Below are 14,826 nucleotides of genomic sequence, written 5' to 3' on the forward strand. Positions count from 1 at the left end.
CCACTGGCTGAAATCAATCGGCCGTGACCAGCTCGGCCAGCGCTTCCCGCAGCTTCCCCGTCACCTCGACCGGCCGCCGCGACTCCCGGTCCACGAACACGTGCACGAACTGCCCCTCCGCCACCAGCGCCTCGGCGGCGGTGTACATCCCGATCTCGTACCGCACGCTCGACCGCCCGAGGTGCGCCACCCGCAGCCCCACCCGCACCGACCCCGGGAACGACACCGAAGCGTGGTATTGGCACCGCGATTCCACGCACAGCCCGATCACCTCGCCGGCTTCGATGTCCAGCCCGCCGCGATCGATCAGCCACGTGTTGATCACGGTGTCCATCAACGAGTAGTGCACCACGTTGTTCACGTGGCCGTAGACGTCGTTGTCCTTCCACCGCAACGGAATCGTCTGCCAGAACGGGTAACTCACCACAGGTTTACCGAAGCCCGCAGGATCCCGGCCAAGTCGTCCTCGGAAGGCTCCCGCGGCGCCGTCGCCAGCAACCGCTGCTGCTTCACCGTGCCGGAGACCAACGAGTCCACATCGGACTCCTCATACCCCACCGCGCCGATTCCCGCGGGAATCCCGATCTCCCGCATCAGGTTCACCAGCACCGCCGGCAGGTGGTCCTCGAAGTCCCCGGGCCACTCGAAGTCCGGCGCCAGCAGCCGCGCCACCCGCAGGTGCCGCTCCGGCGCGGCGGAGAACGTGAACCGGAACGCCTCGGGCGCCGTCAGCGACACCGCCATCCCGTGCGGCACCATCGCCTCGTCGCCCGGGTAGCCGTCCGGGTGGAACTCCCGCACCTGCCCCGCGATCGGGTACGCGTTCGCGTGCGGGATGTGCACCCCGGCGTTGCCGAACCCCAGCCCCGCGAACGTCGCGGCCAGCGCCATCGCCTCGCGCGCCTCCAGGTCCGAGCCGTCGCGCACCGCCCTGGGCAACGCCCACGACAGCAATGACAACGACTTCTCCGCGAACATGTCCGCCAACGGGTTGGACCCGCAGTACGGCACCCGCTGCTCGGGCTTCTTCCGGTCGAACGACGTGTACGGCTTCGCCGTGTAGCTCTCCGCCGCGTGACAGAGGATGTCCATCCCGGACGCGGCCGTCACCCCGGCCGGCTGCGTCACGGTCAGCCGCGGGTCCACGACCGCCAGCGTCGGCCGCAGCCGCAGGTGGCTGATCCCGCTCTTCACCCGCAGTGACAACACATCGAGCACACACACCGTCGTGCTCTCCGACCCGGTCCCCGTCGTGGTCGGCACAGCCACGAGCGGCTTCAACGGGTTCGACGGCGCCCGCCCGCCGCCCACCGGCGCGTTGACGTAGTCCATCAACGAGCCCTCGTTGGACGTCAGCAGGTTCGCCGCCTTCGCGGTGTCGATGCTCGACCCGCCGCCCACGGCCACGAACGCGTCGTACGGCCCGGTCCCGCGCGCGAAGTCCACGGCCTTCTGCATGCTCACGTCCGTCGGCTCCACGTGGACGCCGTCGAAGACCTCCGTCGCGATCCCGTACGACTCGATCCCCGAGGCGATCCGCGCCGGCCACCCCGTCTCGGCGACGGTCGGATCCGTGACCACGAGTACCCGGCGAACGCCGTACTGCGTGAGGTCGTAACCGATTTCGTCGCTGGCTCCCATGCCGTACTTCAACGCGGGCGCGCCATAGGTGAAAACGGTTTCATGCTCGGTGGACGTCAAGGCCTGGGTCCTCGCTTCCTGCCAGCGGGCGGTCAAAGCGGACATTCGTCCCATTTTCGCGGTCATTCCCCGAAGATCACTTGACTGCGGTGAACCGTGCCGCCCTAAGCTCTCCTCATTAGATACCAAGTAGGAGCGACCGTCGCCCAGACGGCCGTGCGCATCCTGACCGAGGCCCAGGTCCGCCGGGTGTACGCGGTCGTCGGCGAAGCGTTCCTGGAGCTGCTCGACGCGTTGCAGCGCGAGCGCGAAGTGACCCTCGTCTCCGCGCGCCACGATTCGGGCGCCGCGTTCATGGCCGAAGCGGAGGGCAAGCTCACCGAGCGCCCCGCCGTGCTGCTCGCGAGTCGCGGCCCGGGCGCCGCGAACCTCGCCATCGGCGTGCAAACGGCCTACCAGGACGAGACCCCGATGGTCGTCCTCCTCGAGACGCCGGCGCTCGACCGCGCGATCACCGGCGAGCTGCCGACCTCCGACCTCACGGCCATGTTCGAGTCCATCGCGAAGTGGTGCGTGCGCGCCGAAGACCCCGACGCGGTGCCGGGCCTGCTCGCCGAAGCGCTCACGCGCTGTCGCGAAGGCCGTCCGGGACCGGTTGTGCTCGGCGTGCCCAGTGACGCGTGGGGGGTGCCGTACGACTCGGCCAAACCGGCGGCCAAGGTGCGCCCGCCGATCACCGGAACGCTGGGCCGTTCGGCCGAAGCCGTCGCCGGGCTCGTCGACGAGGCCCGCTACCCGGTGGTCATCGTCGGCGGCCGCGCGCGTTCGGCGCGAGACGAGCTGATCGCCGTCGCCGACGAGCTCGCCCTGCCCGTCTACAACGCCTTCCGCCGCCAGGACGCCTTCCCCGAGACGCACGCGCGCTACGCCGGCCACCTCGGCCTCGGCATCCCCGCGCGCCAGCTCGACGCCCTCGAACGCGCCGACCTCGTGCTCGCCCTCGGCACCCAGCTCGACGAGGTGACCACCCAGGGTTACCGCTACCCGACGTCGCAGCAGACGCTCGTGCTGGTCGGCACCGGTATCGACGAGCAGCGCCGCCGCGGCCTCACCTTCCGCGTCGACTCCGAGGTCGAGCCGTTCCTGCGCGAGCTGCGCTCGATCGCGACGCCGCGCACGCGCCGCGCCTCGGCCGCCAACGCCGCCGTGCACACCTTCATGACCCCGCCCGACACGAGCGGCAACACGCGCGTGCACCCCGTCGACGTGATCCGCGCCCTGCGCAAGCTCGCGCCCGAGGACACGATCGTGACCAGTGACGCAGGCAACTTCGCGCAGTTCATGCACCGCTACTGGTGCTTCACCGCGCCGCGCAGCCAGCTCGGCCCGAGCAACGCGGCCATGGGCTACGCCGTTCCCGCCGCCATCGCGGCCAAGCTCGCCGAACCGCGCCGCGCCGTCGTCGCGATGGTCGGCGACGCCGGCACCCTCATGACGGGCCAGGAGATCGAGACCGCCGTCCGCTACCGAGCGCCTGTGATGGTGGTCGTGTTTCAGAACGGCGTCCACGGGGCATTGGCCATGCACCAGGCCCGCGCGCACGGCCGGCTTTCGGGCGTCACCATCCCGCTCACGGACTTCGCGTCGTGGGCCCGCGGGCTCGGCGCCGCCGGGTACACGGTGGACGATCGCGAAGAGCTCGAGGCGATCGTCGCGAGTGCGTTGGTGCGCCAGCGTCCGTGTGTGATCGATGTGAGGACGGACCCGGACGTCGTAACGCCCGACGTCCGCCTGAGCACCTTGCTGAGCGCGGTTCGCCCGCAATCACCCGGGCAGTGATTTTTCTCCGGCGCGCAACGGGAAACGCCGGGAAAGTTCAGTGGCCGCAGGGGGGTGGCTCCGGTAGCCTGACGGTGTTCCCAGGGGTTCGCGGGAGAACCGGGATCCGGCAGTCACATGCAGCGTCACATCGGGACGCGCCGCGCACGCTTCCACAGTGCGAGGGTTACCGATTCAGTGGTCTGGTCCGGACGGGAACGGCCGGTTTCTGTCGGTGCCGGGTGACATCATCACGGCATCGCCCGCTGGGAGGCGGGTGGGAACGAGGGGAGCTTCAACATGGCCGACGAAAAGACCACGGTTTCGCGTGGTTCGTCTGCCCGCACCGCGGCGGCGCGTGCCGCCGGGGCGCGCACGGCGACGGAGCAGGTCCGCGAGACCTCGGGTGTCGTGCCGGTGCTGTTCAGCGCCGTCGCGGAGGCCCACGACGTGGCCGTTGTGGTCGGTGACCAGGACGCCGGCTGGCGTTCGCCGTTCGGCGGCGGTCTGCGTCCGGCGAGTGGCGAATAGCTCACCCCGGTCTGGCTCACGCCTGTTCACCAGGGTGAGTCCGGGTGGTTCGGGTTGTCCACGTGCCACAAGCTGTGCTTTACTTTCGATGGTCTTGATTTTTGTGAGTTACGCTCGCAGATATCAGCGGGCGTAGTGTCTCCTCACTCGAGGAAGCAAACCGCCCGGGTTTGACTCGGGGTGCTGATGTGGCTTCCCGTTTTTGGTGTTATGTATGGAGATATTTAATGACTCAGGGCACTGTGAAGTGGTTCAACTCCGAGAAGGGGTTCGGCTTCATCACCCCCGACAACGGTGGCGGCGACGTCTTCGTTCACTACAGCGAGATCCAGGGTAACGGCTTCAAGAGCCTCGAAGAGAACGCTCGCGTGGAGTTCGAGATCGGCCAGGGCCAGAAGGGCCCGCAGGCCACGTCGGTCACCGTCATCTGACCTAGACCTTCGTGAAGGGGCCGCCACCCGCGCTACGGGTGGCGGCCTTTTTCATTGTCAGCGCTGTCGTGTCAGTGCTGTCGTCTGCTTTGCCGCAGACCGTCTCACGATCTGGTTTCCCTTGCCGGACAACGACTTCCGTGCCTCCGGGTCACCCCGCTATCACCCGATCGTGTCTGACGTGGACCTCGTAGGCTGCGCGCCATGATCGAGAACGGCTACACCGTCTCCGGGATGTCCTGCGGCCACTGTGCACAGTCGGTCACCGAGGAAATCACCGAACTTCCGAGCGTCGAAAGCGTCGAGGTCGACGTCGAAACCGGCCGCGTCGTCGTGCGCAGCGCCGAAGAGCTCACCGAGGACGCCGTCCGCGGTGCCGTCGAAGAAGCGGGTTACACCTACGAAGGCACCGCGGCACTCGTCTAGCGGATCAGAGCCGGCGGATCAGAGCACCGCCTCAGAGCACTGCCTCGGAGCACTGCGTCGCGCCGTCACGGCCGCCGCCCACGCGGGGACGTCACCGGATCGGCGCAAGCCGTGTCGCACGGTGTGCCCCTTCGTGCCCTGCCTCGGGTGGGTGATTCCCCCGGCCGAAGTACTGGGCCGTCCGGGTGAGCAATCGAGCTGCAACCCTCCGCAACCCTTCCCCTATCCGGCTTCACACGGTCTGCTGAACCGGCACAAGCAGGACAAGGAGAACTGTGGTGGGCCCAGGTGTGGCGGGCATCGTCGCCAACCCGGCGTCGGGGCGGGACATCCGGCGGCTGGTGGCGCAGGCGTCCGTGTTCCCGACGGCCGAGAAGGCCAACATGGTCCAGCGCGTGCTGGCCGCGTTCGCCATCACGGGCGTCGAGAGAACGCTCGTTTCCACCGACCTCGGCGGCATTTCCGCGGCCGTGCACCGCCGGTTGAGCCGCGAGCCGCTGCCGGGTGTCGAGTTCTGCGACAAAGACCCGCTCACGGGCACGGCGCAGGACACGATCAACGCCGTCCGCCGGATGGTCGACGCGGGTGCCGGCGTGATCGTCTGCCTCGGCGGCGACGGCACGGCCCGGGTCGCCGCGAAGGCGTGCGGCGAGGTGCCGCTGCTCGCGCTGTCGACCGGCACCAACAACGCCTTCCCGCAGATGCGCGAAGCCACCGTCGCGGGTCTCGCCGCCGGCTTCATCGCGAGCGGTCAGATCGACCCCGACCTGGTCACCCACCGCGTCAGCAAGCTCGAAGTCGTCACCAAGGCGCGGCGCGAGATCGCCCTGGTGGACGTCGCCGTGACCCTGAGCAAGCATGTCGGCGCGAAGGCGCTGTGGGATCCGGCGTCGCTCACCGAGCTCTACTGCACCTTCGCCGAGCCCGACGGCATCGGCCTGTCCAGCATCGCGGGCCAGCTCTGCCCCAGCCCGCGCTCCAGCGCCGACGGCGTCGCCCTCAAGCTCGGGCCCGTCGGCGCCACCCCGCACGTGGTTCACGCGCCCATCGCCCCCGGCCTGGTGAAAGCCGTCGGCGTGCGCGGCTGGGGCGTGCTCCAGCAGGGCATGCGCGTGGACCTCGCCGCGGGCGGTGGCGTGATCGCCGTCGACGGTGAACGCGAGCTCGAACTCAAGCCAGGGGAGAGCGCGTACGTCGAGCTCCGGTCCGACGGGCCGTGGTGCGTCGACGTCCGCGCGGTGATGGCCGAAGCGGCCCAACGAGGGTTGTTGCGCACCACATCCACCGAAGGCGGTGCGCCTACGAAGGGAAAGGAGCGTCGACGATGACGGAGACCTTGCTGGAGGCCTATCGCACCATGCGCACGATCCGCGCGTTCGAGGAACGCGTGCACGAGGAGTTCGCCACCGGCGACATCCCCGGCTTCGTCCACCTCTACGCCGGCGAGGAGGCTTCGGCCACCGGCGTCTGCAGCCACCTCGACCGCCGCGACACCATCGCCAGCACCCACCGCGGCCATGGCCACTGCATCGCCAAGGGCGTGGACGTGAAGGCCATGATGGCCGAGATTTACGGCCGCACCACAGGATCTTGTCACGGCAAGGGCGGCTCGATGCACATCGCCGACCTGTCGAAGGGCATGCTCGGCGCCAACGGCATCGTCGGCGGCGGCCCGCCGCTCATCTGCGGCACCGCGCTCGCCGCGAAGCAGCAGGGGACCGGTGGCGTCGGCGTCGCCTTCTTCGGCGACGGCGCCAGCAACCAGGGCACCACGCTCGAAGCCCTCAACCTCGCGTCCGTTTGGAACCTGCCCGCGGTCTTCGTCGCCGAGAACAACGGCTACGCCGAAGCCACGTCGAGCACCTGGTCCGTGGCCTCGGACAACATCGCCGACCGCGCCGCCGGCTTCGGCATGCCCGGCGTGATCGTCGACGGCTACGACTTCTTCGCCGTGACCGAAGCCGCCGGTGAGGCCATCGACCGCGCCCGCGCCGGCGGCGGTCCCACGCTCCTGGAAATGAAGTTCACGCGCTACTTCGGCCACTTCGAGGGCGACCAGCAGGCCTACCGCGCCGACGAGGTCGCCCACGCCCGCGAGCACCTCGACTGTCTCAAGCGCTTCCGCACCCGAGTGGTCGAAAGCGGCGAGCTGTCCGAGGAAAGCCTCGACAAGGTCGACACCGAAGTCGCGAAACTTGTCGAAGAAGCCGTGGCGGAAGCCAAAGCCGCACCCAAACCCACCCGAGCCGACCTGGAGACCGACGTCTACGTCTCGTACTGAAGGGAGCGCGAGTCATGGCACGCACGATCAGCTACCGCGAAGCGATCAACGAGGCCCTCGCGCAGGAGATGCAGCGCGACGAGTCGGTGATCGTGATGGGCGAGGACAACGCCGGCGGCGCGGGCAGCCCCGGCGACGAAGACGCGTGGGGCGGCGTTCTCGGTGTCACCAAAGGACTTTTCCACCGATTCCCCGGCCGGGTGCTCGACACGCCGATCTCCGAATCGGCCTTCATCGGCGCGGCCATCGGCGCCGCGACGGCCGGCCAGCGGCCCGTGGCCGAGCTGATGTTCATCGACTTCATGGGCGTCTGCTTCGACCAGATCTTCAACCAGGCGGCCAAGTTCCGCTACATGTTCGGCGGCAACGCACGCACGCCCGTGGTGATCCGCACGATGTACGGCGCGGGCCTGCGGGCCGCCGCCCAGCATTCCCAGTGCCTGTACCCGATCTTCACGCACATCCCGGGCCTCAAGGTCGTGGTGCCCTCCAGCCCGTACGAGGCCAAGGGCCTGCTCATCCAGTCCATTCGCGACGACGACCCCGTGATCTTCTGCGAGCACAAGGCCCTCTACGACACCTCCGGCGAAGTCCCCGAAGACAGCTACACCATTCCCTTCGGCGAAGCCAACGTCGTCCGCGACGGCGAGGACGTCACCATCGTCGCCATCGGCCGCATGGTCGGCGTCGCCGAGGAAGCCGCGCGCGAGCTGGCCTCGACCGGGGTCGAGGCCGAGGTGATCGACCCGCGCACGACCAGTCCACTCGACACCGAGACGATCCTCGAAAGCGTCGAGAACACCGGCCGGCTCGTGATCGTCGACGAGGCTTCCCCGCGCTGCAACCTCGCCACCGACATCTCCGCGCTCGTCGCCCGCGAAGGGTTCGCGTCCCTGCGCGCACCCATCGAGATGGTCACGCCGCCGCACACGCCCGTGCCCTTCTCCGACGCGCTCGAAGACCTCTACATCCCGGGCCCCCAGCAGGTGGTCAACGCGGCGAAAGCCGTGGTGGGCTGGACTCGGTGATGGCCGAGATCCAGCGCGTGACCATGCCCAAGTGGGGTCTGTCGATGAAGACGGGCCGCATCACCGACTGGCTCGCCACCGAAGGCGATGACATCACCGAGGGTGACGACCTCGTCGACATCGACACCGACAAGATCACCGGCACGCTGGAGTCCCCGGGCTCCGGCGTGCTGCGCCGGGTGATCGCGCCGGCGGGGGAGGACGTGCCCGTCGGCGCCACGATCGCCCTGGTCGCGCCCGCCTCCGTCGCCGACGCCGAGGTCGACGAAGCCGCCGAAACCGCGTTGCGGGAGCTGGCCGAAGGCGTGGTCGAGGAGGCGGCGGGACCGGTCACCGGCACCGTCGAGGTCGACGGCCGCACCCTCAGCTACGCCACCCTCGGTGACGGTGGCGCCGACGGCGAGGTGGTCGTCCTCGTCCACGGCTACGGCGGCGACAAGAACTCCTGGCTCTTCGTCCAGGAGCCGCTCGCCGACGGCCGTACCGTCCACGCGCTCGACCTCCCCGGTCACGGCGAGTCCACCAAGGACGTCGGCGACGGCTCTCTCACCACCCTCGCGAACGCCGTCCTCGGCTTCCTCGAAACACTCAACGTCACCAAGGCGCACCTCGTCGGCCACTCGCTCGGCGGCGCCGTCGTCGTGGCTGCCGCCGCGGCACAACCCGCGAAGGTCTCTTCGCTCGCGCTGGTGGCCCCGGCCGGCTTCGGCGACCGCATCAACGCCGGTTACCTGCGCGGCTTCGCCACCGCCACGTCGAGGCGAGAACTGAAACCCCACCTCAGCGCCCTCTTCGCCGACCCGGACCTGGTCACGCGCCGTCTCGCCGACGACCTCCTCAAATACAAACGCCTCGACGGCGTCGACCGAGTCCTGGAGAAACTCCTCGGCACCCTGCTCGAAGACGACGACACCCCGGCCCTGCACATCGCCCCGCTCCTGGCCCGGTACGAAGGCCCGGTCACCGTGGTCTGGGGCAGCGAAGACGACGTCCTCCCACCCGAAAACGCGGCCGGCCTCCCGGACGTCCACTCCGTCGAGGGCGCCGGCCACCTGGTCCACTTGGAGAAACCGTCGGCCGTCGTCGAGGTGGTTGTCGAGGTCGTCTCGGCGGCGACGGAGAGATCGGCACGGCCTTGACCGACGCCCTCACGGCCTTGCTCGACGCTTGTTCGACCACTGCTCGACCCTTGCTCGACCACTGCACGACCCTTGATCGACTCTGTCGGTGAAGTCACCGCCCCTTCCGATCACGGCCCGACCACCTGCACACTGGCGCCGGAGGCCGGGTGAGGAGCACCCCAATGCGGCGTTGGGTGCGTTGAGCGCACCGAATGTGGCGTTGGGTGCGTTGAGCGCACCGAATGTGGCGTTGGGGGAGTCGGACTAGGAGCGGGTGGTTGTTGGGCCAGCAGCACCTCGAGGCAGCGTTGCCGGTCGGGGTTGACCCCCGGCGGCACGCGCGCTCTCTCGCCCGCGTCCACGAAGCCGCCATCGCCGGCGAAGCGCTGCCCAGCGCGCCGCGTTCGGTGATCAGCGAGTCTTGGTCCCGCGTGCAGCGGCTCGGCATCGACCCGGACCGCGGCGCGTCCTCGCCGATCCTCGACGCCGCCGAGCTCGAAGAACGCCGCCGCGAAAGCGGCCTCGCCCCGCTGCTGCCGATTCTGCGCGGCGGCCTGCTCAGCCTGGCCGAGCAGGCCGCGCACATCATGGTGATCGTCGACGCCGCCGGCCACGTCCTCTGGCGCGACGGCTCCGTCCCCGTCCGCCGCCGCGCCGACCGGCTCGGCTTCGTGGAGGGCGCCGACTGGCAGGAGGCGGCCGTCGGCACCAACGCCATCGGCACGGCGCTCGTGGCTCGGCGGCCGGTGCAGGTCTACTCCGCCGAGCATTACGTCCGCGCCCAGCACGACTGGACCTGCGCCGCCGCCCCGCTGCACGATCCCCGCGACGGCCGGCTCCTCGGCGTCGTCGACCTCTCCGGCCCCGCCTCGACGGTCCACGCCACCACCCTCGCCCTCGTCGACGCCGTCGGCCGCCTCGCCGAGTCCCAGCTGCGCACCACGCACCTGACCGACCTCGAACGCCTGCGTGGCATCGCGGTTCCCTTGCTGGCCAAGGTTTCCGGCCGCGCGCTGGTGACCGATCAGCACGGCTGGATCGCCACCACCACTCCCTCCGCGATCTCTGCCGCCGCCGGCCTCGCGCCCTCCGGCCGGCTGCCGTTGCCCGCGTCGGTGGGACCCGGCCCGCTGTGGCTGCCCGCCCACGGCCACTGCGTGGTCGAACCACTGCCCGGCGGCTGGCTCATTCGCATGACCGACTCCGAAGCTGCTCCGCCGACCCGGGTTTCCCTGGACCTGCGCATCCCCGGCGAACCGGTGCTCACGGTCCACGGCTCCGCGGGCGAATGGACCCACCGCGTCTCCCCGCGTCACGCACAGCTCCTGTACGCCCTCACCGCCCACCGAAACGGCTGCAGCGCTTCACAACTCTCGTCAGTGTTGTTCGGCGACGCGACGCGCACGGTCACCGTCCGCGCCGAGGTTTCGCGGCTGCGGCGGATCGTCGGCGGGATCATCGTCGGGCGGCCGTACCGGTTCGCCGACAACATCGAAGTCGTCGTCCACGGATCGGCCGTCGCTGGTTGACGCTGCGGGCTAGTTTTGCCTTGCGAAGCAACGGCACGCGCGGGTTGCCCCGCGTACGCGCAACCACCATTGGTGTGAGTGATCTTTCTTGCCCGCGTGGCAAGCGGCGATGGTGTGCACCATGACCAAGCGAACTTCGGTGCGGCAGCGCCGGGTCTCCGCCGAGCTGCGGGCCTTGCGGATCAAGGCGAACCTCACGTGCAGAGAGGTTTCCGAGGGCCTCGGCTTCTCGGAGAGCAAGATCAGCCGCATGGAGACCGGCGACCGCGGCCTGTACGTGGACGACGTCTCCGCCATCCTCGGCTTCTTGCACGCGCCGACGGAGAAACGCCAGGAGCTGCTGACCCTGCTGCGCGAAGGGGAAGAGCGGAACTGGCACGAGATCCACGGCAAACTTCCACCGAACTGGAAGGAACTGATTCGGTTCGAGGACCACGCTTCGGCCATCAAGAACTACGAACCGCTGCTGATCCCTGGCCTTGGGCAGACGCCTGAGTACGCCCGGGCACTCATGCACAGCATCGACTCGAGCTTGAGTGATGGCGAGATCGAGAAGCTCATCGCGGTTCGACTGAACCGGCAGCTTGTGCTTGGCCGGATAGACGCACCGACGGTGCACCTACTGATCGATGAAGGGGTGCTCCGCAGAGTGGTCGGGAGCCCCGAGATCATGCTCGGCCAGCTCCAACACCTGCAGGTAATGGCCAACCGGTCGAACGTGGTTCTTCAGGTGGTGCCATTTTCGGCGGGTGGGCACCCAGGGCTGGAGGGACCGTTCTTGCTTCTTGAGTTTGTCGATGAACCCACTCTTGCCTACGCCGAAACCGTTGGTGCCAGTAGCTTCCTTGAGGATGACGAGCCAGTCACTCGGGCGAAACGCGGCTGGAAAGGACTAATTGCCGTTGCTCTGTCACCGGAGGACTCCGCTAGGCTGATTGCCAGTGTCATCGGCAATCTCAACACACCTGAGGAGCCAGTACCATGATCGTCCCCGGTCGCAGCCAGGCCGCTTGGCGGAAGAGTTCCTACAGCTCCACGCAGGCCAACTGTGTCGAGGTCGGTGCATGGCAGAAGAGCTCGCACAGCACCACCCAAGCCAACTGCGTTGAGGTCGGCGCCTGGAACAAGAGTTCATACAGCACCTCCGAGGTGAACTGCGTTGAGGTGACCGCGACTCCGTCGATCGAGATCGGCGTGCGGGACACGAAGGACCGTGGTGCGGGTCACCTCACCGTTTCGGCTGAAGCCTGGACCGCGTTCCTCACCTCCGCAGCCTCCCCTGCCGGGCACTGATCGAGATCACGTGCTGGTGACACCTTCCGGGTGAGGTTCGCCCGGCTCTCCGCGACCGGCTACCTTCTGCGGGTGGCGTACGGGGAGGATCGGGGATGACCAGCACGGTGACGCGGCCGGAGACGTCTGCGGGCACTGGCGGTACGGGTGCTTCCGCGCCCCCGCCTGAGGAACCGGAAGGCCGCAGCGGCATCGCGGGCTTGCTGGAGCTGCCGGGCCAGGCGGTGCGCGCGATCGTGAGATCGGCGGCGACGACGCCGGGCCGTCTTTCGGTGATCGCCGTGGGCTTGGTTTTGCTGTCGCTGGTGGCGGGGCTTGTGGGCACGCTGTCGGCACAGGACAAAGACGACACCATCGGTGGACTGATCAGCTACCGCGAACCGCTCGCATCGGCGGCGCAGCAGGTGTTCCGCTCGCTGTCCGACGCGGACGCGACGGCGGCGACCACGTTCCTGTCGGTGGGCACCGAGCCGCCGGACCTTCGCAAGAAGTACGAGCAGGACATCGCGGAGGCGGGTTCGGCGCTGGCGAAGGCCGCGTCGGACACCGCCGATGTGGGTGACGCCGCTCACCAGGTGGACATCCTGAACCAGAAGATCCCCGTGTACACCGGGATCGTCGAGACGGCGCGGGCGAACAACCGTCAGGGCTTCCCTTCGGGTGCTTCGTACCTTCGCGAGGCTTCGCAGCTGATGCGGACGACGATCCTGCCCGCGGCTGAAGCGCTGTACCGCGCGGACACCGACAAGCTTTCCGCCGAGCAGGACGACAGCACCGGTTTCCCGTGGGCGGCCGTCGCGCTGTTGCTCGCGCTGGTGGCGGCGCTGGTCGTCACGCAGGTGTACCTCACGCGCAAGACCAACCGCGTGGTCAACATCGGCCTGCTGGTGGCGACGGCGTGCATCGTGCTGTCGATGCTGTGGGGCGCCGTGGCGCTCGTCGTGCAGGGCAGCCTGGTCGGCGCGGGCAAGACCGACGGCAGCTCGCAGGTCGACGTGCTCGCCCGCGCGCGCATCGCCGCCCTGCAGGCCCGCGCCGACGAGACGTTGACCCTGGTCGCCCGCGGCGACGGCGGCACGTACGAACAGCAGTTCATCAAGCTCGCCGAGCAGCTGGTCGGCGCCGACGGCGCGGGCGGCCTGCTGGGCCAGGCCCGCGACCTCGCCGCCGGCACCCCCGGCCAGCAGAAGATCGAGGCAGCCGAAGAAGCCGCCCGCGAGTGGTCCCTGGCTCACCTGGAAGTCCGCAAACTCGACGACTCCGGCCAGTACCAGCAGGCCGTCGACTTCGCGACCTCCGTCAGCCAGGGCAGCGCCGCGGCCGCCTTCGCCCGCCTCGACGCCAACCTCCAGGACGCCATCGAAGTCTGCCGCCAGGAATTCCTGGACGACACCCAGGCCGGCGACAACGCGTTGACGGCGTTGGCCCCCGGCGTGGGCTTCCTCGCGGTGCTCGCCGCCGGCGGCGTGACGGTCGGCGTCCGCGAACGCCTCCGGGAGTACCGGTGACCCCGGCTCCCACCCCGACGTCCTCCGCACGGCCGGCGGCTGCCGTGTCGTGCGCCCGGCGGGGTTCGGCGTCGGCTGACGGCGTGAGACGGAGATCGACGACAGCGGGCATCGTGACCTGCGGACGGCGGAGATTGAAGGAGTACCGGTGATTCGGTCGCGTCACTTGTTCCGGGCGGCCGCACTGGCGGTGGTCGCGGTATTGGCCACCGCGTGCGGCTCGGCGCTTCAGCCGATCGACCCGGCCCCGGTGAGTGACGCGGCCTGGCCGATGCCCGCGGACGTCGGCGGGCCCGACGCCTCCGCCGGTGGCTCGTCCGACTCCAGTTGCGACCCCACCGCCAGCCTCTCTCCCGCCGGCGCCTCGGTCAGCTCGCCTTCGGTCGCGAAGATCAAGGCCCGCGGCAAGCTCATCGCGGGCGTCGACCAGACCACGTACCTGTTCGGCTTCCGGAATCCCAAGTCGGGCAACCTCGAGGGCTTCGACATCGACATGGTCAACCAGATCGCCGCCGCGATCTTCGGCTCGGCCGAGGGCCACGTGCAGTTCCGGGCGATCGCGTCGTCGCAACGTGAGCAGGTGCTGAAGGACCACCAGGTCGACATCGTCGTCCGCACCTACTCGATCACGTGCGCGCGCCTGAAGGACGTGGCCTTCTCGTCGGTCTACTACGTTGCCGGCCAGAAGATCCTGGTGCCCAAGGCCTCCAACGCCGAATCCCTGTCTGATTTGAAGGGCAAACGCGTCTGCGCCACCAAACAGTCGACTTCGTTGGCCAAAATCGCCACCGACCCGGCCCACCCCACGGCCATCTCGGTCGACAACTGGTCCGACTGCCTCATCATGCTCCAGCAACACCAGGTCGACGCCGTCTCCACCGACGACACCATCCTCGCGGGCATGGCCGCCCAAGACCCCACCGTCAAGGTCGCCGGCGCGCCCATGACCACGGAGAACTACGGCATCGGCATCCCCAAGGACCAACCGGACCTCGTCCGCTACGTCAACTCGGTCCTCGAAACCACCCGCACCAACGGCACGTGGTTATCCAGCTACCAGAAATGGGTCGGCGCCCGCCTGGGCCCGGCCACGCCGCCTTCGCCGAACTACAAGTAGTCCGATCGAGCGGCGCACCCTTCCGCCACGGCTCTCTCGCGCGAACGGCCCCTTGGCGCCGCGCACGCCCGCGCGACTGGACCGCTCGCGCCGCTCTCACCT

15 protein-coding genes are annotated in these 14,826 nt (G+C 69.0%); 13 read left to right on the plus strand and 2 right to left on the minus strand.

Going from position 1 to position 14,826, the window contains the following annotated elements; translation table 11 throughout:
• Window positions 1-13: 13 nt before the first annotated feature.
• Both ABZU76_RS23525 and ABZU76_RS23530 read right to left on the minus strand, forming a co-directional pair.
• Window positions 14-427, minus strand: coding sequence for a thioesterase family protein (locus ABZU76_RS23525; protein WP_220245829.1), 414 nt, complete (start codon window positions 425-427; stop codon window positions 14-16).
• Window positions 421-1,641 (minus strand): hydroxyacid-oxoacid transhydrogenase, encoded by a 1,221-nt coding sequence (locus ABZU76_RS23530; protein ID WP_354873320.1) that lies wholly within the window; start codon window positions 1,639-1,641, stop codon window positions 421-423. Before ABZU76_RS23530 ends, ABZU76_RS23525 begins: the two co-directional genes overlap by 7 nt.
• Before the next feature lie 177 nt (window positions 1,642-1,818).
• Here ABZU76_RS23530 and ABZU76_RS23535 point away from each other — a divergent pair, with 177 nt between their 5' ends.
• From ABZU76_RS23535 to ABZU76_RS23595, 13 genes are all read left to right on the plus strand, one after another.
• Window positions 1,819-3,480: a thiamine pyrophosphate-dependent enzyme gene (locus ABZU76_RS23535; protein WP_354873322.1), complete on the plus strand. Its 1,662-nt coding sequence runs from the start codon at window positions 1,819-1,821 to the stop codon at window positions 3,478-3,480.
• 279 nt (window positions 3,481-3,759) lie between these two features.
• Window positions 3,760-3,990, plus strand: a complete 231-nt coding sequence (locus ABZU76_RS23540) for a hypothetical protein (RefSeq protein ID WP_220247900.1) — start codon at window positions 3,760-3,762, stop codon at window positions 3,988-3,990.
• A 227-nt stretch (window positions 3,991-4,217) separates the two neighbouring features.
• The gene (locus ABZU76_RS23545; protein WP_013222289.1) at window positions 4,218-4,421 is read left to right on the plus strand and encodes a cold-shock protein; all 204 of its coding nucleotides are present in this window, start codon (window positions 4,218-4,220) and stop codon (window positions 4,419-4,421) included.
• 204 nt (window positions 4,422-4,625) lie between these two features.
• A complete protein-coding gene (locus ABZU76_RS23550; RefSeq protein WP_354873089.1) occupies window positions 4,626-4,847 on the plus strand; it encodes a heavy-metal-associated domain-containing protein in 222 nt (73 codons plus the stop codon).
• Between the two features lie 278 nt (window positions 4,848-5,125).
• Window positions 5,126-6,175: an NAD(+)/NADH kinase gene (locus ABZU76_RS23555; RefSeq protein ID WP_354873091.1), complete on the plus strand. Its 1,050-nt coding sequence runs from the start codon at window positions 5,126-5,128 to the stop codon at window positions 6,173-6,175.
• Window positions 6,172-7,128, plus strand: a complete 957-nt coding sequence (locus tag ABZU76_RS23560) for a thiamine pyrophosphate-dependent dehydrogenase E1 component subunit alpha (RefSeq protein ID WP_354873093.1) — start codon at window positions 6,172-6,174, stop codon at window positions 7,126-7,128. The genes ABZU76_RS23555 and ABZU76_RS23560 overlap by 4 nt, the downstream gene beginning before the upstream one ends.
• A gap of 14 nt (window positions 7,129-7,142) precedes the next feature.
• Window positions 7,143-8,156: an alpha-ketoacid dehydrogenase subunit beta gene (locus tag ABZU76_RS23565; protein ID WP_354873095.1), complete on the plus strand. Its 1,014-nt coding sequence runs from the start codon at window positions 7,143-7,145 to the stop codon at window positions 8,154-8,156.
• The gene (locus ABZU76_RS23570) at window positions 8,156-9,295 is read left to right on the plus strand and encodes an acetoin dehydrogenase dihydrolipoyllysine-residue acetyltransferase subunit (protein WP_354873097.1); all 1,140 of its coding nucleotides are present in this window, start codon (window positions 8,156-8,158) and stop codon (window positions 9,293-9,295) included. The genes ABZU76_RS23565 and ABZU76_RS23570 overlap by 1 nt, the downstream gene beginning before the upstream one ends.
• Before the next feature lie 263 nt (window positions 9,296-9,558).
• A complete protein-coding gene (locus ABZU76_RS23575; protein ID WP_354873324.1) occupies window positions 9,559-10,806 on the plus strand; it encodes a GAF domain-containing protein in 1,248 nt (415 codons plus the stop codon).
• A 121-nt stretch (window positions 10,807-10,927) separates the two neighbouring features.
• Entirely contained in the window at window positions 10,928-11,791 is an 864-nt protein-coding gene (locus tag ABZU76_RS23580; protein ID WP_354873099.1) for a helix-turn-helix transcriptional regulator, read from the plus strand.
• Window positions 11,788-12,099, plus strand: coding sequence for a DUF397 domain-containing protein (locus ABZU76_RS23585; RefSeq protein WP_354873101.1), 312 nt, complete (start codon window positions 11,788-11,790; stop codon window positions 12,097-12,099). Before ABZU76_RS23580 ends, ABZU76_RS23585 begins: the two co-directional genes overlap by 4 nt.
• 95 nt (window positions 12,100-12,194) lie before the next feature.
• Window positions 12,195-13,607, plus strand: coding sequence for a hypothetical protein (locus ABZU76_RS23590; RefSeq protein ID WP_354873103.1), 1,413 nt, complete (start codon window positions 12,195-12,197; stop codon window positions 13,605-13,607).
• 148 nt (window positions 13,608-13,755) lie between these two features.
• Window positions 13,756-14,724: a glutamate ABC transporter substrate-binding protein gene (locus ABZU76_RS23595; RefSeq protein ID WP_354873105.1), complete on the plus strand. Its 969-nt coding sequence runs from the start codon at window positions 13,756-13,758 to the stop codon at window positions 14,722-14,724.
• The last annotated feature ends 102 nt before the right edge of the window (window positions 14,725-14,826 follow it).

This window comes from Amycolatopsis sp. NPDC005232 (assembly GCF_040607795.1).
Taxonomy (GTDB): Bacteria; Actinomycetota; Actinomycetes; order Mycobacteriales; family Pseudonocardiaceae; genus Amycolatopsis.

Coding starts and splice junctions, on each gene's coding strand:
- ABZU76_RS23570 (WP_354873097.1), top strand. CDS start 8,156: ATGGCCGAGATCCAGCGCGTGACCATGCCCAAGTGGGGTCTGTCGATG.
- ABZU76_RS23530 (WP_354873320.1), bottom strand. CDS start 1,641: ATGGGAGCCAGCGACGAAATCGGTTACGACCTCACGCAGTACGGCGTT.
- ABZU76_RS23565 (WP_354873095.1), top strand. CDS start 7,143: ATGGCACGCACGATCAGCTACCGCGAAGCGATCAACGAGGCCCTCGCG.
- ABZU76_RS23550 (WP_354873089.1), top strand. CDS start 4,626: ATGATCGAGAACGGCTACACCGTCTCCGGGATGTCCTGCGGCCACTGT.
- ABZU76_RS23585 (WP_354873101.1), top strand. CDS start 11,788: ATGATCGTCCCCGGTCGCAGCCAGGCCGCTTGGCGGAAGAGTTCCTAC.
- ABZU76_RS23580 (WP_354873099.1), top strand. CDS start 10,928: ATGACCAAGCGAACTTCGGTGCGGCAGCGCCGGGTCTCCGCCGAGCTG.
- ABZU76_RS23545 (WP_013222289.1), top strand. CDS start 4,218: ATGACTCAGGGCACTGTGAAGTGGTTCAACTCCGAGAAGGGGTTCGGC.
- ABZU76_RS23540 (WP_220247900.1), top strand. CDS start 3,760: ATGGCCGACGAAAAGACCACGGTTTCGCGTGGTTCGTCTGCCCGCACC.
- ABZU76_RS23560 (WP_354873093.1), top strand. CDS start 6,172: ATGACGGAGACCTTGCTGGAGGCCTATCGCACCATGCGCACGATCCGC.
- ABZU76_RS23590 (WP_354873103.1), top strand. CDS start 12,195: ATGACCAGCACGGTGACGCGGCCGGAGACGTCTGCGGGCACTGGCGGT.